Annotated in this window: 16 protein-coding genes and 1 pseudogene; 15 read left to right on the plus strand and 2 right to left on the minus strand. The window is 39.2% G+C overall.

Features of this window, described 5'->3' with window-relative positions:
• Positions 1–485: 485 nt before the first annotated feature.
• The 8 genes from CBF29_RS04430 to argF all read left to right on the plus strand — a co-directional run bounded on the left by CBF29_RS04430 (position 486) and on the right by argF (position 9,737).
• A complete protein-coding gene (locus CBF29_RS04430; protein WP_126807781.1) occupies positions 486–1,769 on the plus strand; it encodes a PTS sugar transporter subunit IIC in 1,284 nt (427 codons plus the stop codon).
• A 16-nt stretch (positions 1,770–1,785) separates the two neighbouring features.
• Positions 1,786–2,838, plus strand: coding sequence for a MupG family TIM beta-alpha barrel fold protein (locus CBF29_RS04435; RefSeq protein WP_126807784.1), 1,053 nt, complete (start codon positions 1,786–1,788; stop codon positions 2,836–2,838).
• A gap of 4 nt (positions 2,839–2,842) precedes the next feature.
• Complete coding sequence (gene nagZ / locus CBF29_RS04440) at positions 2,843–4,393, plus strand: beta-N-acetylhexosaminidase (RefSeq protein WP_126807786.1); 1,551 nt, start codon at positions 2,843–2,845, stop codon at positions 4,391–4,393.
• A gap of 241 nt (positions 4,394–4,634) precedes the next feature.
• Positions 4,635–5,666 (plus strand): N-acetyl-gamma-glutamyl-phosphate reductase, encoded by a 1,032-nt coding sequence (gene argC, locus CBF29_RS04445; RefSeq protein WP_126807788.1) that lies wholly within the window; start codon positions 4,635–4,637, stop codon positions 5,664–5,666.
• A gap of 16 nt (positions 5,667–5,682) precedes the next feature.
• Positions 5,683–6,882 carry a bifunctional glutamate N-acetyltransferase/amino-acid acetyltransferase ArgJ gene (gene argJ, locus CBF29_RS04450; protein ID WP_126807790.1) on the plus strand — a complete coding sequence of 400 codons (1,200 nt, stop codon included), beginning with the start codon at positions 5,683–5,685 and terminating at the stop codon, positions 6,880–6,882.
• A 14-nt stretch (positions 6,883–6,896) separates the two neighbouring features.
• Positions 6,897–7,646, plus strand: a complete 750-nt coding sequence (gene argB / locus CBF29_RS04455; RefSeq protein WP_126807792.1) for an acetylglutamate kinase — start codon at positions 6,897–6,899, stop codon at positions 7,644–7,646.
• Entirely contained in the window at positions 7,643–8,806 is a 1,164-nt protein-coding gene (locus CBF29_RS04460) for an acetylornithine transaminase (protein WP_126807794.1), read from the plus strand. The genes argB and CBF29_RS04460 overlap by 4 nt, the downstream gene beginning before the upstream one ends.
• Entirely contained in the window at positions 8,796–9,737 is a 942-nt protein-coding gene (argF, locus tag CBF29_RS04465; RefSeq protein WP_126807796.1) for an ornithine carbamoyltransferase, read from the plus strand. The genes CBF29_RS04460 and argF overlap by 11 nt, the downstream gene beginning before the upstream one ends.
• Positions 9,738–9,818: 81 nt before the next feature.
• On the opposite strand, the gene CBF29_RS04470 is transcribed toward argF, so the two are convergent.
• Positions 9,819–11,513 carry an NFACT RNA binding domain-containing protein gene (locus CBF29_RS04470; protein ID WP_126807798.1) on the minus strand — a complete coding sequence of 565 codons (1,695 nt, stop codon included), beginning with the start codon at positions 11,511–11,513 and terminating at the stop codon, positions 9,819–9,821.
• A 132-nt stretch (positions 11,514–11,645) separates the two neighbouring features.
• Here CBF29_RS04470 and CBF29_RS04475 point away from each other — a divergent pair, with 132 nt between their 5' ends.
• A complete protein-coding gene (locus tag CBF29_RS04475) occupies positions 11,646–12,341 on the plus strand; it encodes a hypothetical protein (protein ID WP_126807800.1) in 696 nt (231 codons plus the stop codon).
• Between the two features lie 254 nt (positions 12,342–12,595).
• The gene (locus CBF29_RS04480) at positions 12,596–13,237 is read left to right on the plus strand and encodes a helix-turn-helix domain-containing protein (RefSeq protein ID WP_126807802.1); all 642 of its coding nucleotides are present in this window, start codon (positions 12,596–12,598) and stop codon (positions 13,235–13,237) included.
• 1 nt (position 13,238) lies between these two features.
• Here CBF29_RS04480 and CBF29_RS04485 read toward each other — a convergent pair.
• Positions 13,239–14,197, minus strand: a pseudogene (locus CBF29_RS04485) (DDE-type integrase/transposase/recombinase).
• Positions 14,198–14,619: 422 nt separating this feature from the next.
• On the opposite strand from CBF29_RS04485, the gene trpX (CBF29_RS04490) reads away from it, so the two are divergent.
• The 5 genes from trpX (CBF29_RS04490) to CBF29_RS04510 all read left to right on the plus strand — a co-directional run bounded on the left by trpX (CBF29_RS04490) (position 14,620) and on the right by CBF29_RS04510 (position 19,786).
• Positions 14,620–15,660, plus strand: a complete 1,041-nt coding sequence (gene trpX, locus CBF29_RS04490) for a tryptophan ABC transporter substrate-binding protein (protein ID WP_126807804.1) — start codon at positions 14,620–14,622, stop codon at positions 15,658–15,660.
• Positions 15,641–16,669, plus strand: coding sequence for a tryptophan ABC transporter substrate-binding protein (gene trpX, locus CBF29_RS04495; RefSeq protein WP_126807806.1), 1,029 nt, complete (start codon positions 15,641–15,643; stop codon positions 16,667–16,669). The genes trpX (CBF29_RS04490) and trpX (CBF29_RS04495) overlap by 20 nt, the downstream gene beginning before the upstream one ends.
• Positions 16,669–17,538 carry an ABC transporter permease gene (locus CBF29_RS04500; protein WP_126807808.1) on the plus strand — a complete coding sequence of 290 codons (870 nt, stop codon included), beginning with the start codon at positions 16,669–16,671 and terminating at the stop codon, positions 17,536–17,538. Before trpX (CBF29_RS04495) ends, CBF29_RS04500 begins: the two co-directional genes overlap by 1 nt.
• A gap of 3 nt (positions 17,539–17,541) precedes the next feature.
• Entirely contained in the window at positions 17,542–18,306 is a 765-nt protein-coding gene (locus tag CBF29_RS04505) for an ABC transporter ATP-binding protein (protein ID WP_126807810.1), read from the plus strand.
• 289 nt (positions 18,307–18,595) lie between these two features.
• Positions 18,596–19,786, plus strand: coding sequence for a coenzyme F420-0:L-glutamate ligase (locus CBF29_RS04510; protein WP_126807812.1), 1,191 nt, complete (start codon positions 18,596–18,598; stop codon positions 19,784–19,786).
• Positions 19,787–19,896 lie beyond the last annotated feature (110 nt).

Below are 19,896 nucleotides of genomic sequence, written 5' to 3' on the forward strand. Positions count from 1 at the left end.
TTCATTCTTCTTGGTTAACGCATAAATATGGATATTTTTTTGAAAGATAAAACTCTACTAAGAGGCATTGTTGCTTCGCGTAGAGTTTTTTTGTATTCAATGATAAAAAGAATTTCGTATTTATAAGACGAATTGTAGGCATCTTTTTCTAAAATATAAATGTCTAGATAAAGAAATGAAAAAAACAGAAGATTATAAAAACGTTCAAATATTAGACAAAATCTAAAAAAAGTCATTCGTGCAGAATCCCGAAAACGAATTTTTTGTTTATGTATGGGACAAAGAGTATGAATATAAATATTAAGATGGTTAGTTTTAATATTTGCAATACAGCTATTCACAATGCTGGAAATGTATCAACAACAACAGTTTTCTCGCACATAATGAAACTTAGTTTTATTAATGATAAAAAAGTATTGAAATTTAATTCCACAAAGTGTATAATTGGAAACGAAATCATTTATCAATCATAAAGGAGAAAAGAAATGACAAAACTTACAAAGGTTATTGAAACAAAATTGGCTCCACCTCTTATCAGATTTTCCCAAATGAAGTATATCCAGGTAATTCAACGGACAGGTCTTGGAATCATGAGTTTGCTGATTATCGGTTCTGTGTTTTTATTACTTGCTTCCTTTCCGAGTGAAACATATTTGAATTTTTTAGGGGATTTTCGTTGGACTTTAGCTGAAGCTTCTGGAGTCGGCACAGCGTTTATCGCTTTGTATACGACAATCACGACATCTTATGCATTAGTAGAGTGGTATGCTAAAAACAGAGATGAAAAAATGGATGTAGTACAGCCAATGATTTTGGCAGTTGCTTCATTCCTTTTGGTTAACCCTGCAGAGACTGTTTCCACAGTAATCGAGGGAGCAAAAGAGCCTGGCTCATTTACTGGTGTTCCTAGTGCTGCTTTAGGAGCTTTGGGTGTTTTTACTGCCATCATTGTTGGAATTGTGACTGTTGAAATGTATCGATTTTTCGTTAGAAAGAAAATTGTTATGAAGCTTCCGGACGGCGTTCCTGAAATGGTATCAAATGCTTTCACATCATTGTTCCCATCATTTTTTGTTATCGTGTTCTGGTGGTTGCTAAGATCAGTTCTTCATATCAATATCAGTGAAATCATCAGCAGTATTTTTGAACCATTGGTTACAGTAGGAGATTCTTCTTTTGCCATGATTATCGTCACACTTCTAAACCGGATATTGTGGTCTGTGGGAATCCATGGTAGTAATATCGTCTCTGGAGTAGCAGGTACTTTTTGGACACAGATGATGACGGCAAACCAGACAGCTATGCAAGCTGGTGAAGTATTGCCTTACACGTTCACTAGTGTCTTTATGGATAACTATATCTGGTCAGGTTTGTTCCCATTGGCATTCATGTTGACACGTTCTAAACTGCCTAGATTTAAAGCACTGGGTGCATTGGCACTTCCAGCAACCTTGTTTAATATTGGAGAACCGTTGATTTTTGGTTTGCCAATCATGATGAACCCGCTGATGATGATTCCATTTATTTTATCATCGTTGGTTCTTGCAATAAGTTCAGCTGTGTTCCAAGCGATTGGTTTGATTCCAGTCCCGGTTTTAAATGTGCCTTGGATAACTCCGGCACCAATCAAGGCGTTTCTGTCAACTAACGGCAGTTGGGCAGCGATGTTGTTTGTCATAGCAGGTTGGATTATCAGCTTCTTGATTTACTCGCCATTTGTTAAAGCACTTGAGAAACAGGAACTTGTTTTAGAAAGCGAAATGGAATAGGAGGAGTTATCATCACATGACTTACTTATTTGGAATCTCAGTATATTTACAAGATATGACTGAAGATTATCTTAAAATCGCATCAGAAAATGGTGCAAAATATGTTTTTACATCTTTGCATATCCCTGAGGAAGATCTTTCTCAGGCGACATCTAAGATCAAAGAACTGCTTGGTTACTGTGAAAAATTCGGGATGCATCTGGTACCAGATGTTTCCCCGATTACCTTTGAAAAATTAGAAATCGATTCAGGGGATTTCTCAGCGTTAAAACAGTTAGGAGTCAAAGCACTAAGACTTGATTACGGGTTTGATGATTTGAATACGGTTAAAGAACTGCAGCAAGATTTTGAAATCATGCTGAATGCAAGTGTGGTTTCTGAAGATTATATCAACAAATGTCAAGCGCATGGCGTTGCTATTGAAGAAATCATCGGGGTACATAATTTTTATCCCAAAACAGACACCGGTTTGTCGTTGGACTCTGTGATTCAGACCAACCGCGTTTTTGCTAAATATAATATTCCAGTTATTACCTTTGTTCCCGGGGATAAATTAAAAAGATTCCCATTGTATGAAGGACTGCCTACCGTAGAAAAACATCGCAGCATTCACCCTTATGTTGCAGCTGTTGAGTTGATTCAAACGGCAGATACTACCGGCATAATGATTGGGGACAGTATGGTTTACGATGAAACAATGGAGTGGATTCATGATTATTTGCATAACAATGTATTAACACTTCCTGTTGTTCTTCACCCAGATTATACTTATTTATTTAAAGAAGAGCTGCGAGGTCGTAAAGATGTTTCAGAACAAGTGGTCAGATTGATGACGCCAAGGAAACAGGGAATTTCTCCTGAAAATAATGGTTCTCGGCATAAAGGAGACATCATCATGCAGAATGACTTGGCCGGCAGATATGCGGGGGAACTTCAATTCTGTAAGCAAGATTTGTCGTTTTCACCGCAAGGAAATAAAATCGGGTTCCTTCACCCAGAATTGCTTGGACTGCTTCCGTATGTGACAGGAAATGTCAATATCAAACTAGTCCCTCTGAAAGGAGCATAAGCTTGTGGATATAAAAAAACTTGTTGGACAGTTGTTTGTTGTTGGTTTTGATGGTACTACCATGACAGAGTCGCTTAAACAGTTGATTCACGAGTATCATATCGGGGCGGTTATTTTATTTAATCGAAATATTGGAACTTTGGAACAGTTGAAACAATTGACGGAAGATTTACAAAAAGAAGCAAAAAATGCTGGATACAGCGAACCGATGTTAATTTGCCTAGATCAAGAGAATGGTGTGGTTAGACGAATCGATGACTTGTTGACTCGTTTTCCTGGTGGCATGACTTTAGCTGCCACTGGTGAAACAGATATATCAACTAACGTGTATAAAGCTTCAGCTAAAGAATTGGCTTCTTGCGGTATTAATTGGAATTTGGCACCAGTTGCTGATGTGAATAACAATCCGGAAAACCCTATTATCGGCGTTCGTTCCTTTGGCGACAATCCGCAAAAAGTTGCTGATTTGGTAGTGGCAAGTATGAAAGGTATGCAAGCTGGAGGAGTCATATCTTGTCTCAAACATTTTCCCGGCCACGGTGATACACAAGTAGATTCTCATTTGTCATTACCTATCATCGATAAAAGTCAGGAAGAATTAGAAAAAACTGAACTTGTACCATTTAAAGCTGGTATCAAGAATCATTGCGATACCATCATGATTTCTCATATTCAGTTTAATTCAGTAGATGGAAGACCTGCAAGTCTTTCTCATAAAATGGTAACCGGACTTCTACGAGAGCAGCTCGGATTTGACGGGGTTGTCACAACTGATTGTTTAGAAATGGATGCGATAGCAAAAACAGTTGGTGTTCAAGAAGGATGTTATCAAGCCTTGCTGGCAGGTTGTGATTTTCTAATGGTTTCCCATACGCTGGCAGAACAAATAGCGGCGATGGAGTATATTTCCGAGAAAATAGCTGACAAGGAATTAGATGTTTCGCGAGTCCATGCTTCGATTGATCGGATTCGTCAGTTGAAAGAGCGGTATGTGAGTTGGGAAGATGAACCGATAACCCTAACAGTATCTGAAAAAGAAAATCACCAGCACCTTGCAGATGAAACCTATCAAAAAGGTCTTACGTATGTCGATAAGCGTTCTGGCAATCATTCTTCAGCAATGTCTGACAAGGTTTTGGTCTTGTTTCCAAATGAAAAGGGGATGCTCCGGGTGGAAGATATCCGTCACTCCTATGATTTCTCTACTCTATTTGAAAAACTTGGGTCTGATGTTCAAGTTGTTTTATATGATAAACAAGGGCTGACTGATTCTGGCGCTGATTTGTCTGGTTTGCTTTCAAATGTGGAGATGGTAGTGCTTTGCACCGTCAATGTTATGAAAGATGATTGGATTGTGTCAGCAGCTGAAACTTTACCAGTGAGAACAAAGCATATTGTCATGCGCAATCCTTATGATGCAGATTTGATTCACAATGAACATATTGAGGAAATCGTCTTTACCTACGAGCCTTCTAGTTTTGTATTAGAAAAATCAGTCAGTGTCTTGGCCCATGAACTCTCAGTGTCTGGACAGATGCCAGTTAAATTGAAATAAGGCGTTCTGTCGATAAAATTGTTCAGTTGTCGTGGAGTAACGTGTGAGTCAAATTTTTTAATTATTAACAGTTAAGGAACGTCTTCTAGAGATAACATCTAGATGGCGTTCTTTTTTGTATGAATGAGTTTTATGTATAAATAAACAGAAATATGTATTTTTTATTAAAAAATGTATAAATATTTGTTGACCTTCTATCTTGTTGCATATATAATGAATAAAAATAAGTAGAGGTGATTATGTGGATGTCTCAATTATTGGTTCTACAGGGTATGGTGGAATGGAACTAACGAAGTTATTGCATAAACATCCAAATGCTCGTATATCATCACTGCATAGTGATTCAGCGGCAGGTCAGATGCTCTCAGAAATTTATCCCCATACGGACGGGGTGACAGATATGCTCTTACGACCTGTGGAAAGCGATTGGATAGTTGCCAACAGTGATATCGTATTGCTTGCGACGCCTTCTGGTGTTTCAAGTCGTCTAGCGCTTGATTTTGTTGACAAGAAGCATCCAGTGATAGATTTATCGGGAGACTTTCGATTCATGGATGAAAAACTTTATGAAAAATGGTATCAGAAAAAATCAGCACCTTATCGTTACTTAAAGGAGTTTACTTATCAGATACCTGAATTTTTTAAGAAAACAGCAAATAGTCGCTTTATTTCTAATCCCGGGTGCTATGCGACTGCGGTATTGTTGGGATTGGCTCCATTGGTTCAAAATAATTTGATTGAAGAAACAATCATTATCGATGCTAAATCTGGACTGTCAGGGGCAGGCAAATCCCTCTCCCAAAGCAGCCATTTTGTCAATGCACATGACAATATGACACTGTACAAAGCCAATCAGCATCAGCATATTCCAGAAATTACACAGCAGTTGACAGCATGGTCGGCAACGTATGATAAAATACAGTTTTCGACTAGCTTAATACCAGTTTCCAGAGGGATTTTCTGTACGATGTATGTCCAGCTGAGAGAAAAAAAATCAGTAGACAATCTTCACGATATTTATCAACAAACCTATCTAAACAAAAAATTTGTCAGAATTCAGCCGAAAGAAAGACTGCCGGATCTGAAACAAGTAGTGGGGTCTAATTATTGCGACATCGGCATGGTCTACAATGAGAAAACTAATGTGTTGATGATCGTTTCGGTTATCGATAATTTAATTAAAGGCGCAGCAGGACAGGCGATTCAAAACTTAAATTTATTTGCCGGATTTCCTGAAGACGATGGACTGGATTTGGTCCCATCATATTTTTAACAAAGGAGAATGAGGAATGAATATCATAGAAAAGGGAACAATCGCTAGTCCTAAGGGATTTTATGCTGACGGCGTTCATTGTGGTATTAAGCGAAAAAAACATGATTTGGGACTAATTTATTCCGATGTTCCTGCGACAGTAGCTGCAGTATATACAACAAATAAAGTTAAAGCGGCACCTATACTTGTGAATCAACAAACAATCAGCCGTTCAGGAAAAATTCAAGCGGTACTGGTCAATTCAGGTGTAGCTAATGCTTGTACGGGTAGTCAAGGATTAGCTAATGCACAAAAAACACTGAATATGATTGCGGAGAAGTTGGTTATTTCTAATGACTTGGTTGGGATTGCCTCGACTGGTGTTATCGGTAAGCAATTGCCAATGCACAGTATGGCTGCTGGTATTGACTTGCTCAATGCTTTTTCCGGAAAACCCAAAAATTTTCATCAAGCAATCTTGACGACTGATCTCACAACAAAAGAATTAACTGTCAGTAATGTGATACAGAACAAAAAAGTTACCGTTGCAGGGGTGGCCAAAGGTTCCGGCATGATTAATCCCAACATGGCAACCATGCTGGCCTTCATCACGACAGACGTCTGTATTGAAGATACTCTGTTGCAGTCCACACTAAAAGAATGTGTGGACCAGTCTTTTAATCAAATCACAGTAGACGGTGATACATCGACAAATGATATGGTAATGGTGCTTGCAAATGGTCAAGCCGGTAATCTGCCATTGACGGTGTCTGATCCCGATTATTCATTATTTAAAGAGATGCTCTTGACTGTCACGGAAGATTTAGCGAAAAAAGTGGCACGTGACGGAGAGGGAGCTACTAAACTGATTGAAGTACAGGTGAGCGGCTGTGGGTCAGTTAAAAGTGCCAATCATATCGCCAAAACAGTTGTTGGTTCTAATCTGGTGAAAACAGCCATCTTCGGTGAAGATGCCAACTGGGGCAGAATCATTTGTGCCATTGGTTACGCAGATGAAGAGGTGGAACCTGAAAAAATCAAAATAGCGATTGGCGATGTTGACGTGCTTCAGGCAGGAGAGCCTTGCGACTTTTCTAATGAAGAAATGGCACAGGTGCTGAAAAAGGATACAGTGGTCATTACCATTGATATGGGGACTGGTACAAAATCGGGCCGAGCATGGGGTTGCGATTTAACGTACGAATATGTTGATATTAATGCCGCATATCATACTTAATCGGAGGAGATAACATGACAGATTCTATTGTGGTCAAACTAGGCGGCGTTGCCGGAAAAAACTTGACGAAACAATTTTTTGAAAAAATCCATTTCTGGAAAAATCAAGGTAAGCAAGTCGTTGTGGTTCATGGGGGCGGCAATGACGTGTCCAGGATGATGCAGAAATTAAATATTCAAGTAAAAATCGTAAATGGTTTGAGGGTCACCTCTAAAGAGGCGTTGGATGTCACAAAAATGGTGCTGATCGGACAAGTTCAGCCAAATATTACTAACCAGTTTCTTGAACAGGGACTGCCAGTCGTGGGACTGAATGCTGCCGATCAGCATTGTTTGATTGGTGATTACGTTGATCAAGCCGTCTATGGCAATGTGGGCAGCGTGACACAAGTAAATGTACCATTTTTTGAAACTTTATTGAAAGACGATATTATCCCGATTATCGCACCGCTTGCACTGACAGAATTTAATCAATGGCTGAATGTGAACGCTGATGATACGGCGTGCAAAATAGCTGAAAGTTTGAAAGCTGAGTCTTTGTATTTGCTGACGGATGTGCCGGGAATCAAAGTAGCTGATGATTGGATAGATAATTTATCGCTGGAAGAGGCTGCCGATTTGAAACATGGCGTTCTGACTGGCGGAATGATTCCTAAAGTCGAACATGCAGTAAGTGCCGTACAAAAAGGGGTGCGCAACGTGCATATCACTGATTGCATTCATGAGACAGGTACGACCATATCATGGGTGGAGGTAAGAGTATGAAGAACAACTATTTGCTGCCAAACTATAATAAAATGCCAATAGAATTTGTCAACGGTGAAGATGTTTACCTTTATGATACTGATGGGGAGAAATATTTAGACTTTACCAGCGGCATCGGTGTGGCAAACCTTGGCTATTCCCAACCAGATTTAGTTTCAGCTTTAAAGAATCAAGCAGAGCTGTTGTGGCATACCCCAAATTTGTATCAAAATTCACTGCAGGAGAAAGTAGCTGAAAAATTAATCGGGAATCGGGACATGTTGGCATTTTTTTGCAACAGTGGAACAGAAGCCAATGAAGCGGCTATCAAACTGATTCGTAAACACACAGGGAAAAATCAAATCATTGCCTTTGAAGATTCTTTTCATGGCCGTACGTTTGGCAGTATGTCAGCAACTGGACAATCAGCGATTCATGACGGGTTTGGCAGCATCGTGGAAGGCTTTGTCCACGTCCCGTTCAATGATAGCCAAGCTTTGAAGACAGCCATTAGCGAAGATACCGCAGCTGTTTTTCTTGAATTGATCCAAGGGGAAGGCGGTGTTATCCCAGCGGATGAGGCGTGGCTTGCCGAAGTGGTACAACTCTGCCACTCTCATGGACTGCTTCTTGTCGTTGATGAGGTTCAAACAGGGATGGGACGGACTGGAAATTTATATGCCAGTGACACTTATAATATTCAGCCAGATATTGTGACGTTGGCGAAAGGTCTGGGGAATGGTATCCCAGTGGGTGCCATGCTGGCAAAAAGTTCGCTGGCAGCTTCATTTGGTCCAGGCACCCATGGTTCGACTTTTGGAGGAAATAGATTAGCGTTGAGTGCAGCCGATAAGGTAGTTGCATTAATTGATACACCGGAGTTATTAGGGAATGTTGAGGAGCTTGGAAAATTTTCGTTGAACTATTTGCGTGAAGGGCTAAAAAATTGTCCGAATGTGGTATCAATCAGAGGGAAAGGTTTGATGATAGGGATAGAATTGACTGAAGGCATTGAGCCGGTCTTGGCATCTTTGATAGCGGAAAAGCTTTTAGTTCTCAGGGCGGGACAGTCGGTCATCCGTTTACTGCCGCCGTTAGTCATCAGTAAAGAAGACTTGAAAATAGGTTTGGAAAAAATAATAGACACGCTGACGAAAGTGAGAGAAGCAGATGAAAAATGAATTATATGGAAAAGATATACTGGATTTGACCGAATTGACCACAGAGCAAATAATGGAGATCATCGAGTTGGCAGTCGAGATGAAAAAAAAGCCATCGGACTATGCTGATTCTTTAAAAGGTAAAATATTAGGAATGGTTTTTGCAAAAGCATCTACTCGGACGCGTCTGTCTTTTGAAGCTGGTATGTTGCAATTGGGAGGGCATGCCATCGTGCTAAATAGTCAGGATTCCCAAATAGGCCGGGGAGAACCCATCAAAGATACAGCAAATGTAATGTCAGGCTATCTTGACAGCATCATGATTCGTACATACGAAGATGCAGAGGTGGCCGCATTAGCAGAAAACAGCACGATACCGGTCATCAACGGATTGACAGACCTTCATCATCCGTGTCAGTGTCTAGCTGATTTACAAACAATTTATGAGTGGAAAAAAACCTTCAACGACGTCAATCTAGTGTATATCGGGGATGGAAATAATGTAGCACATTCTTTACTGATTGGCGGAGCGAAAGTCGGTTTGAATGTAGCGGTCGCTTCTCCTAAAGGTTTTGAGCCCGCTGCTCACATTGTGTCCCAAGCTAAAGAACTGGCAAAAGAGACGGGGGCGGTCATCACTATCACTGATAATCCTGACTCAGTAACAGGCTCAGCGGATTTTATTTATACAGATACGTGGGCAAGTATGGGGCAGGAAGAAGATAAAGCAATAAGAGAATCAGTTTTCTTGCCGGACTATCAAGTCAATGATTCGATGATGCAAGCGGGCGCTTCAGACTGCAAGTTTATGCATTGTCTACCGGCTTACCGGGGAAGTGAAGTTACCGCCAGCGTCATAGATGGTCCTCAGTCGATCATTTATCAGGAAGCAGAGAATCGTCTTCATGCACAGAAAGCGTTGATGTTCAAATTAATGAAGGCAGATGCTTAATAACATGAAACAAACAGGAATGTCATGGACCCCAACAGTCAGACTAAAAATCTAACTTTTGGGGCCCATGACATTTTATGATTAACTGCTTTTAAGTTTTTCGACTAAATGTTTATCCGGTGTGACATAAATTGTTTGCTGATTTTCATAAATCACATATCCTGGTTTGGCACCGCTTGGCTTACGGACATGTTTGACTGGTACGTAATCAATAGGGACCTGACTGGATAAACGGTATTTAGAAAAATATCCGGCTAGATTAGCGGCCTCAGCAATAGTTTGTTCCGAGGGAGCATCATTTTTGATGATGACATGGGAGCCGGGGATATTTTTAGCATGCAGCCAGATATCCGTTTTTTTTGCTGTGCGCAGTGTCAACTGATCGTTTTGCAGATTATTTTTCCCCACTAAAATCTGGTCTCCGTCACTGCTATAAAAAACTTGCGGCTTGCTGGCCTTTGCTTTTTTCTTTCCTTTAAGTCTTTCACGAACATAACCGCTGGCGATTAATTCTTCACGAATCACGGGGATATCACTTGGTGCGGCAATCTCCAGTTGTGACAACACAGAAGCAAGATAATTTTCTTCCTGCCGGGCCTTTTCCAGTTGTTCTCTTATCATCTTTGCACCGGTTTTCAACTTATTATAACGTTTGAAATAGCGCTGGGCATTTTTTGAGGGACTCAATTCCGGCTGGAGGGCTATTTTTAACGGCTGGTTATTATCATAATAGTTTTCTACGGTGACTTCATGATCCCCCGGATTGATAAGATATAGATAGGTTGTCAACAATTCCCCTCTCAATTGATAGGTGTCGGCAGATTCAGTATCTGCTAATGATTTTTCCAGCTTCTTGATTTTCTTTTGATTTTTCTTAAATTCTGTCTCGATTTTTTTTATTAAAGACCCAGCTTGTTGTCTGACACGATCTTTTTCTGCTTTACCTTCATAAAAAACATCTAGCAACTGACTGAGACTGGAAAAAGTTGCGGCAGGATGTCCCAGATTGGTAAAAGGAACAGAACTGAAATATTCTTTGGCATCTTTTTCATAGATTGAGGGTACTAACTCTTGTTGTGGCGTGAAAAAATTCCGCCAAATTTTTAATTTTTCTTGACTGCGTTGTGTTAATCTAAAGCAAAGTTCATTGGCAGTATCAAATCCCAGACCTTGAAAATGCTGCTGCAGATAATGAGGCGTCAATTCTTCTGCGGTTGACAATAAATGGAACAGTTTTTTTTCATCTACGAAAAACGGATCGCTTTGATTCTCATTTTTTGGTGGTTCAATGTAATTGGTCCCTGGCAGCAGCAAACGATAAGAGTTTTGCGAAGGGCCGACGTGTTTGAGACAATCTAAAATTTTACCCGTTTCTTTATTGACTAAAATAATTGCACTGTGTCTGCCCATGAGTTCAACGACCAGTACGATATCTTCCAGATCGCCAAGTTCATTTCTTCTTGAAAATGAATAATGAATGATACGGTCATTTTCAATCTGCTCTATTTTCTCTAAAATTGCACTATCAAGGTATTTTCTTAACATCATGCAGAAGTTTGGAGGATTGTCTGGATTGCTGTAATCCACTTCTGTAATCTGCATCCGTGCGTAGCTGGGATGGGCAGATAAAAGCAGTTTGAAATTTTTCCGTTGATTTCTAATCACAAGGATGACTTCGTTTTCAAAAGGCTGGTGAATTTTGGCTATTCGACCGCCGCTAAGGATTTGATTGAGTTCTTGAACCATGCCATGTGTAAAATAACCGTCAAAGGACATGGGAAATCCCCCTTTCTAATTCGACTGGTTTAAATATATCGTTAAATCAAAAGGATGTCCAATTTAATTTGATAAGTGCTTTCTTTTTTTTAAAAGAATGAGTATACTAAGGCTATGTGAGAGGTGAGATGATTGGATAAAATAAAACATTTAAAAGAACAATTGTCAGAAAAACTGGCAAATTTAAATAACAATTTAGATGATCAGAAGAAGAGATATATCCTGATTGCCTTGACAGTGGTCATGTTTCTTCTGTTAGGTTTTGGTGTCGTTCCAAATGTTCGGGCAAACATCAGAAACAAGCAGATACATTCAGTTTTATCTTCACGTCTGGTGGATGGAGAAAATTTTATTGCAGTAGATTATCAAGGCGCCAAGCCCTTGATTCTTGATAAAAATGAAGTCACCCTTTTGTTTGTCGATCCCAATGGGAAAAACTACTCTAATTTAGTAAAAGTCATTCAAGATGAAAAAAAGAAGGAAGGGATGACTAAAAAGGTTTATGTTTACCCTTTGATCTACGATATAAAGGAAACGAAACGATTTTTTAATTTGACATCAGACGTTACGCTAATACATTTTTCAAATCAGACAGAAGTTCGGCGGGTGAGTTTCACTGAGCCTCAAGAAATCGATCTTTATTTTATGGATCATTTGGAGAGTGTCCGTCAGCCGATACATCGGGAAAAATCTGAGGAAAAAACAGAGGAAACTAAAACTAGTAATCAAGAAGCAGAAACAACAGAAGGAACTTCTGAGGAAGCTGACAATGGCGATGTGATCGATGATTTAAAAAATCCTGAAGCAGCAGGAGAAGAATCTCTTTAAGGTTCTGAATTTATTATCCAATAGAGACGGATGTTTAATTATTCAAAATTGTAGACTTGTCAATGATGTGAGACCATAATTTTAATTTTATGTGCTAAATTATGATAGATTAATCCTTAGATTCTTAATAAGTCATTTATGATATGATTGTTTAGTAGTGTAAAAGCTTTTTTACATTAACAAAACAACCATGTAAAAGAATTTTAGATTGATGAAACATTTACTCTCTTATATAGTTGGTTTAGGAGGAAGATATGGAGTTTGGAACTAAGTTAAAAGATAGTAGGATAAAGGCTAATTTAACTCAAGAGGAAGTTGCTGAACATATTCAAGTGTCTAGGCAGACAATTTCTAATTGGGAAAATAACAGAAGCTTGCCTGACCTGAGAAGTATTGTTCTAATTAGTTCTCTATATCACGTCTCCTTAGACTATTTATTAATAGGGGAGGAAAAAGTAATGAACAAATTGTACAATGATACGGATGTAAAAAAAGCAACCGATAGAGTGCTTGTAGTAACAATATTGTCCTTAATCTCTTCGATAGGCTACATGATTTTTCTATCTGATAAAGATTTTGGAATAGTTTCTATTATATCACTTACTATTGTAGTTTTGATAAGCATATTGCTAATAGTCTGCATTTATAATATGGTGAGAGTTAACAGATTTCATAATAAAGTAATGGAAGATAAAAAAAATCAACAACAAAACTCGTTTGATAACAATAAATTAGCATTATTCATATCGTTTGGGACAATGATAGGAACGGCTTTAGGATTGCTTGTTGGATTGTTTTTTAAATTTGAAATTTTATACGCAATACCTGTTGGAAGCTCCATTGGACTTCTGTTTGGGGTCGTAATAGGAACTATTGTGTCGGAAATAAAAGAATAACTTATATAACTTCTTTTAGTGATTTTCTTTTTTCTGAAGGAGTGAAATACCCTAAAGTCGTCATTGCAGTGTTATTTGCTCGTTTAAGATATTGTTTCCCTTGATAACGTAAATCTTCAGAGAATAGAACTTAAGATATCTATAAAAGCGTTCATTATCGTTACGATGACTTCTTTCAACCTTGCCATTGTGTCGTGGAGTTCGTGGTCTGATTAGTTGATGTCTTATTCCAAGCGAATTACACAGTTGATCTACAGGATGAACCTTATCAGTCTTCATAATGTAGGTGAATTCGTTACCATTATCTGTTTGAATTATTTGAGGTTGATACTTGAAATACTTAATTGCTCGTTTAATGAAATCAACAGAGTTGTAAGCAGTTTGTTCGTCATAGTAGAATAAGAAGCGTTCTCTTGAAGCTTCATCAATCGCTGTATATTGAAAGAATTGCTTATCGTGAGGTAAAGTAGTTGCTTTGCATTCGGTTGGAACGTACTTTACATTAATTTGCCACTTACCCCCTAACTCAGTAGGAGTGTCATAAGGTTGTGGTTTATAGGGTTTCTTCTTTGGCTTTTCTTTCTTGAAGTAACCTTGTTTTCTAAGAAAACGGAATAAAGAAGCGGGGTTTCTTGAGTAACCACGTTTAATACGTAATTTGGTGTAAAGTTCAATCATAGATATGTTTGGGTTGCGTCTTAAGTAATTATTAATCCATTTGATTTCTGTGTCTGTATGAGAGTTTGGGTGCTTAGAGTGTGGTCTATGAGATTTATCTACTAATGATTCTATAGTGCCATCATAACAATTCATCCAGCGCATCAATGATGCCTTAGATATTTTATAGCGTCTACAAACAAAGGAAACACTATACCTTTTCGTATCATATAGTTTACAAGCATGAAAACGAGTAATCACTTCGTGAGGTAAGTATCGTTGTGTATGATGAAGTTTTGACATAACTATCACCTCCTTAACTTCATTATGGTCTCACATCAATTGTAACGCTACAGAGACGGATGTTTAATTATTCAAAATCCGATTGACAAATGAATGAATGATGTGTAAACTTATAGGCAACTTAGAGAGAAAAGAGGGATTAACATGCAACATCTTAACAAAAATGTCGTAAAAGTGAATAAGGCTTGGCAAAACTGGCGTAGATGGTTGTATGTATGATTTCTTTGATTGAAGATATCGTAGATACAACTTTAGAGTACATCTAAATTTTGTATCTATGTCGGTAATGATTTATTTGATTATAAATAATTGAACCCACATAGAGCGGATAGTCTATGTGGGTTTTTGTATGACACAATAACCACACTAACATTAGTTTTGGTTATTGTTTTTTTTTATTATTTTATTGGAGGTTAAATGAGATGAACAAGAGATTATTAGTAGCGATTGCTGCACTTTTGGGAATTTTAACGTATGGGTTTATTGCTGGGAAAAATGAACCAGCTGAAAATGAAAAAAAGGCGGTCACTGAGATTCCCACTGTTGGTGTTTTGCAATTTGTCAGCCACCCTGCGCTAGATCAAATTTATCAAGGGATGGTGGATCGTTTAGAAGAAAGGGGCTTTCAAGACGGTAAGACCGTGACAATCGAATTTCAAAATGGTCAGGCGGATCATAATAAACTGACGATGATGAGCCAACAGTTGTTAGATAAAAAATCTGATGTTTTGGTCGGTATTGCCACACCAGCTGCCCAATCTTTGGCTAATGTCACCAAAGATATCCCCATCATATTGGGAGCCATCACTAATCCTGAAAGTGCCGGCTTGGTGGCTTCTAATGAAAAACCCGGCGGAAACATCACCGGTGTCAGCGATCAGTCGCCAGTGAACAGTCAAATTGAATTACTGAAAGAAATATTGCCGGAAGCCCAAAAAATCGGTATCTTATTTTCATTAGCAGAAGATAATTCAGAGTTTCAAGTACAAATGGTGGAAAAAGAGGCTAAAAAAAGAGGGCTGGAAACCAAGCGTTATGCGATTCCTTCCACCAATGAAATTACTCAGATGGTGTCAGTCATGGCAGGTGAGGTGGATGTCATCTATATCCCGACGGACAATACAATCGCCAATGTGATGCCTACAGTCACACAAATTGCCAATCAGGAAAACATTCCTATCATTCCTTCAGTGGATACAATGGTGGCAGAAGGGGGACTGGCCACTATCGGCATCAATCAGTACGAGTTAGGCCTTCAAACAGGAGAGATGGTTGCCGATATACTGGAAGAAAAGAGCGAACCTGCGACCACCCCAGTTTATACGTTTAAAACAGGTGATTTGATTGTCAATGAAAAGCAGATGGCCCGTTTCAACGTGACACTGTCGAAAAAACGTCAAGAAGAGGCAACATTTGTTACAGGAGAAAAGGAGGAGAAAGTGGATGAAACGACTAACGAATAATTCTGTTGTGCTTGCAGTCTTCAGTTTCGTCTGTGCCTTTCTGATTTACGGATTGATTGATGGAGGCCTCCTGCCAAGTTCAACGAAGGTCAAGGGAGAAACAGACCTTCCCACAGTTGGGATTTTACAATATATTACCCATCCCGGACTTGACGATATTCATCGGGGAACAGTAGATTATTTAGCAAAAAGAGGTTACAAGGATGGAGAAACAGTCACCATCCATTATTTAAACGGGCAAGGGGATCAAAATAAACTGGGGGTCATGAGCCAGCAGTTGTTGGATAAGGGATCAGATATATTTGTTGGCATTGGCACCTCTGCTGTCCAAGCATTGGCTAATCAAACAGAAGAGCTTCCGATTATCCTTGGCGGTATCACTAATCCGCAACAGGCAGGGCTAGTGGCGTCTAATGCCAAACCCGGAGGAAATATCACTGGTGTCAGCTTGGAATCGCCAGTAGACGAGCAGCTGGCATTTTTAACAGAATTGCTTCCTGACGCGGAAACCATGGGAATTTTATATTCGTTATCTGAAGATAATTCTAAAAGTCAGGTGGAAATCGTAAAAGATAAAGCTCAAAAAATGGGCCTTGAAGCAAAGTTATATGGAGTGCCTTCCACCAATGAAATTACTCAGATGGTAACGGTCATGGCAAGTGAAGTGGATGTGATTTATATCCCGACAGACAATACAATTGCCAATGCCATTTCAACCGTTGTCCAAATCGCCAATCAACATAAAGTTCCGATTTTTCCTGCGGTGGATACGATGGTGGTCGAAGGCGGTCTGGCGACGATTGGCATCAACCAGTATGCTTTAGGTGAAAAGACTGGTGAGATGGCAGCAGATGTGCTGGATGGAAAAAGCGATCCGGCGACGACACCGGTCTATGCCTACAAGACAGGAGAGTTAGTTGTCAATGAGAAACAGTTGGCATTTTTCAATCTTCAATTACCTGAAAAGTATCAGGATGAAGCGATTTTTATCAAGGGGGAAGATGACTAATGATATTAAGTATTGGACAGGGGTTATTAATGTCGATTTTAGGTTTGGGGATTTTTATGACTTACCGGATATTAAATTTCCCAGATATGACAGCTGAGGGTTCTTTTCCCCTAGGCGGGGCAGTGAGTGTCACTGCCATCACGATGGGGATTCATCCAGTGCCAGCGACTGTTTTAGGTATTCTTGCCGGCATGCTGGCAGGATTAGCGACAGGTCTGCTTTATACTAAAGGGAAAGTTCCGGTCATTTTATCCGGGATATTGGTGATGTCTGCGTTGCAGTCGGTCATGCTTTTTGTGATGAAGCGTTCAAATTTATCTTTACTAAATCATCGCCGTCTGAGTGATTTTTTGTCCGGTTCTGGCTTGCCGAAAAATTATGATACGATTTTGATTGGTTTGATTGCCGTGGCGCTCATTGTTTTATTCTTATTTTTCTTTTTTCATACACAATTGGGGCAAGGATACATCGCTACAGGAGATAATGAATCTATGGCGAAATCTTTAGGGATTAAAACTGATAATATGAAATTACTGGGATTGTCTATTTCCAACGGCATCATTGCTCTTTCAGGTTCCTTGATGGCACAGTATGAGGGCAGTGCCGACATGAGTAAAGGGATTGGTGTAATTGTTATTGGGCTTGCGTCAATCATCATTGGTGAGGTTGTTTTTGGCGAATTGCGTTTAGGTGAACGATTAGTCGCCATCGTTGTGGGAAGTATTTTTTATCAATTGCTTATTTTAGGCGTAATCAAGCTAGGAGTAGATACCAACTATTTAAAAATCTTTTCTTCAGCTATCTTAGCGCTGTTTTTAATTCTGCCGCAGATTTCCACACGAAAATTTGTGAAGAAAGGCAGGGGATAGCAGATGACAGAGACTGTTTTAGAATTAGTCAATGCGACGAAAACAATCAAAGGGGAATTTGAAGCGACCCGAAATATTCTCGATCATGTGAATTTAAAAGTGAAAAAGGGTGACTTTGTGGTCGTCTTAGGTGGTAATGGTGCTGGAAAATCAACACTTTTCAATAGTATTTCCGGTAGTTTGATGCTGACTGAGGGTCATGTGAAATTAAACAATCAAGAAGTTAGTCAGCAGAAAGAAGAAGAGCGTGCAAAATATATCGGACGAGTGTTTCAAGACCCTAAAATGGGCACCGCTCCTCGAATGACTGTATCCGAAAATTTATTACTGGCCACACTTCGCGGAAAAAAAAGGTTGTTTAAAAATCGTCAGCTGGCACAACATAAGGAAAAATTTTATCAGCTCACTAGCCAAATCGGCAATGGACTGGAGAAGCACTTGGATGTGCCCACAGGTCAGCTTTCTGGGGGACAGCGTCAGGCATTGAGCTTGATTATGGCCACCATCACCATACCAGATTTGCTGCTGCTGGATGAACACACTGCAGCGTTAGACCCCAAAACCGCTCGGTCGTTGATGGCATTGACAGATGAACGAATCAGAGAAAAAAATCTGACGTGTTTGATGATTACTCATCGGCTGGAGGATGCCATAACATATGGAAATCGGCTGATTCTTTTAAAGGATGGTAAGATTCACCGGGAATTTTCTCAAAAAGAAAAAGAACAATTAACGGTAGGGTTTTTGGCAGAAATGTTTGAAGAGTAGGAATACGAATTAATTGAAAAATTATTGCCGAAAGCTACATATTATTTGTTTCTTTTAATCCATTGTTTTTGTCCAGTTGTTGGTTACTTTACTAGACATTGCAAGTTTTTTTTCTGGGGACAAGGTCTTCTTACATCTTGGAAAAGATTGTTTAGTTTTAAAATTTAGCTGTGATAAATAATACCGGTTCAATTGACTTAAATTTATTTTACTTATGGTCATAAAACGTGTATAGTACTAGGGTAATGATATTTTATGAGACCATTGAGTCTAAAAGGAGCGATCTTTAGTGGAACGAACAGTTGGAACAGTGTCAAGAGGTATTCGTTGCCCTATCATCAAAACTGGAGATAACATTGAACGAATTGTAGTAGACAGTATTTTACGAGCAGCGGCAGCCGAAAATTTCGATATCCTTGATCAGGATATTGTTGCGATTACCGAATCAATCGTTGCCCGTGCCCAAAATAATTATGCTAGCATAGACCAAATTGCAACGGATATTAAAAGTAAGTTTGCTGATGATACTATCGGAGTCATTTTTCCGATCTTGAGCCGCAATCGATTTGCTAATTGTTTAAGAGGGATTGCACGAGGGGCAAAAAAAATCGTGCTGATGTTAAGTTACCCTTCTGATGAAGTTGGCAACCATTTAATTACTCTCGACATGCTGGACGAAAAAGGAGTCAATCCTTGGACCGACGTGCTGACTGAAAAAGAATTCCGCGATTTGTTCGGATTTAATCAGCATCGTTTTACCGGTGTTGACTATATAGAGTATTATAAAGAATTGATTTCGGCTGAGGGCGCACAATGTGAAGTGGTGTTTTCTCAAAAACCGAAAACGATTTTAAATTATACAAAAAATATCCTCGCTTGTGATATTCACACACGTTACCGTACGAAAAGAATATTAGAACAAAACGGGGCAGAAAAAGTTTATACTTTAGACAATATTTTATCTGAGTCAGTGGATGGCAGCGGCTATAATGAACAGTACGGTTTGTTAGGTTCTAATAAGTCTACTGAAGACGGGGTAAAATTATTTCCTCGGGAAAGCCAGCCGGTAGTTGACACTATTCAGTCAATTTTCAAAAAAGAAACTGGGAAAGACGTAGAAGTCATGGTTTACGGTGATGGTGCGTTTAAAGACCCTGTAGGAAAAATTTGGGAGTTAGCCGACCCTGTAGTTTCTCCAGCCTATACATCAGGCTTGGAAGGAAAACCTAATGAAGTGAAATTAAAATATTTGGCAGACAATAATTTTTCTGACCTAGATGGTGCCGAATTAGAAGAAGCTATCAAACAGCATATCCATAATAAAGGTGATGACTTGACCGGCGCTATGGAGGCACAAGGAACAACTCCTCGGAGATTGACCGACCTGATTGGTTCTCTGGCAGACTTGACATCTGGCAGTGGTGATAAAGGTACACCAATAGTCTATATTCAAGGTTATTTTGATAATTTCACAAAATAAAAAATCTATATTTTATTTACAGTCCTGATAGCTTTTCAGGACTGTTTTTAATTTGATCAGAGGACTCTTTAAGGGATTAACCTTGTTTAATAGGTGAAAATTGTTCTATA

Source organism: Vagococcus elongatus (assembly GCF_003987645.1).
Lineage (GTDB): Bacteria > Bacillota > Bacilli > Lactobacillales > Vagococcaceae > Vagococcus_A > Vagococcus_A elongatus.